The organism is Streptomyces niveiscabiei, from assembly GCF_001419795.1.
GTDB lineage: Bacteria > Actinomycetota > Actinomycetes > Streptomycetales > Streptomycetaceae > Streptomyces > Streptomyces niveiscabiei.
The window spans coordinates 1-1,870 of the sequence record NZ_LIRL01000373.1 but is presented as its reverse complement, the minus strand read 5'-3'; the positions used below and the strand labels follow the sequence as shown (position 1 = coordinate 1,870).

The window sequence follows — 1,870 nt, the reverse complement described above, 5'->3', positions numbered from 1 at the left end:
GTTCAGGACCGCGTCCGTGAGGCGGGTGGTCGCGTGGCGGAGGCGGGGGCGGGGGTGGGCTGTGGCTTGGCCCTGGGTGCGGATGCGGGTGTCGTGGGGGATGTGGATGATCGCGGCGGCGCGGTCGGTCGCGGTGGTGAGGGTTGTGCGGAGGGGGGCGGGGAGGCGGCCGTCCGAGGTGCCGACCAGGGCGATGACCGTGCGGGCCAGGGGGAGGGCCTCGGCGTCCAGGGTTTTCGTCGCCTGGATCAGGGACTGGATGCCGTCCGCTGTCGCGGGGGCGCACAACACCGGGATCGCGTAGGGGAGTTCGTACCAGTCGCGGGTCAGGGCGCGGGTGCCGGTGTGGCGGGCCGTGAGGAGGTCGTGGGACAGGGGGTGCGGGGTGTCCGCGACGACCGCCTGCCAGCCGCCGATCGCCGCCAACTGGTACCAAGCTGTGGGGAGTTGGGGGAGGTCGAGGAGGGGCGGGGCGTGCCAGGCGCGGGTGTCGGAGAGGATGTGCGGGCCGGTGTCCCCGACCGCGCACGCCTGGCGTACCGCCGTCCGTGTCAGGGGCTGGTCCGGGGGCAACACGGCGAGCCCCGTGGCCCGTTGGGGCGCGAGGTGCGGTGGCCAGGACGACGCGAGCCTCGGCGCGAGGTCCAGCAGGACCGTGTCCGCGACCCCGGCCAGCCCCTTCGCGAGCAGGTGCGACACCGTCGTACGGCCGCTGCCGCCCGTCGCGGCGAGGACCGGGACGAGCAGGCGGGAGCCGATCGGGAGGTGCGGTACCGCGACCGGTGCCGTGCCCATCGTCCCTCCCTCGCCGTACGTCTCCGACGTGCGACTTTACGCTGGCCCGCGGGTGGAGGAGGCGGGGATCGTGTGAATGTGCGGGCGGTACGGTTCGCGCAGCAGTACGAACCAGTGATGAACCCAACCGTACGAGGGAGCCATGTCCGAGCCGCAGTACCGCCCGTGGGGGACGGTGACCCCCGAGTTCTGGTCCGTGTCCACACCGCCGGGGCTCTCCGCCGAGACCCTCCGCGCGCGGCTCGTGAAAGTCGCCGAGGTCGCGCAGTCCGGGCAGCCGGCCGACGCGGCGGTCCTCGCGGAGAAGCTGGACCAGGACGTGACCCGCGAGTACGGCGGTTTCCACCTCTACACCGCCCAAGTCCGCGAAGTCCGCGGCTACTTGGCCACCCTCACCGGCGACCACTCCACCGGCCTCGCCTGGTACCTCCACGGCGCACAACTCCGCGCGACCATCCAGGGCGCCGACCACCCCGACGTCGCCGCGGCCTCCCGCCGCGCCTTCAGCCTCTGGCGCGCCATCCCCTCCGACAACCTCGAACGCCCCCACCTGGGCGCGGAGTTGCTCCGCGTGACGACGGAACTCCATGGCGAGGAGGCGGCGGTGGTGCGGCGTACGCGGGAGTGCTTGTACGACCTTGTCCTGCCGACGTCGTAGGGGGTGCGGCTGTTTTCCTCGCCGGGTGGTGGACGCCGAGGCGCGGTCGGCGGTCGCGGACGAGCTTGGGCTCGGCTGAGGGCTCTGTTCAGTGTCCGGCGGGGAGGTCCAGCTCCGCCCAGACCGTCTTGCCGACGGTCAGGTGCTCGACTGCCCAGCGGTTCGCGAGGTGTTGGACGATCAGCAGGCCCCGGCCGGTGGTCGTGTCGGGGGTCGGGGTGCGGTGTTCCGGCAGGGCCTCGCCCTTCGGGTCGGTCACCGCGATGCGGAGGGACTTGGCGGTGAGGGACGTCTCGACGCGGTACAGGCGGCCGGGGAGTCTGCCGTGCAGGATCGCGTTCGTGCACAACTCGCTGGTGATCAGGGCGGCGTTGAGGGCGAGGGCGGGGTGGCCCCAGGAGGTGAGGAGGGTGGTGA

3 protein-coding genes are annotated in these 1,870 nt (G+C 72.9%); 1 reads left to right on the top strand and 2 read right to left on the bottom strand.

The features are described from left to right. Positions 1-795, bottom strand: a 795-nt coding sequence (locus AOK24_RS18800; RefSeq protein WP_055721232.1) for a hypothetical protein, incomplete at its 3' end; no start/stop codon positions are given. 142 nt (positions 796-937) lie between these two features. Here AOK24_RS18800 and AOK24_RS18795 point away from each other — a divergent pair. Continuing rightward, positions 938-1,453, top strand: coding sequence for a hypothetical protein (locus tag AOK24_RS18795; protein ID WP_055721231.1), 516 nt, complete (start codon positions 938-940; stop codon positions 1,451-1,453). Positions 1,454-1,541: 88 nt separating this feature from the next. Here the strand turns inward: AOK24_RS18795 and AOK24_RS18790 are convergent. Further along, positions 1,542-1,870 (bottom strand): ATP-binding protein (locus AOK24_RS18790; protein WP_055721230.1); only part of this gene is annotated, 329 nt, incomplete at its 5' end.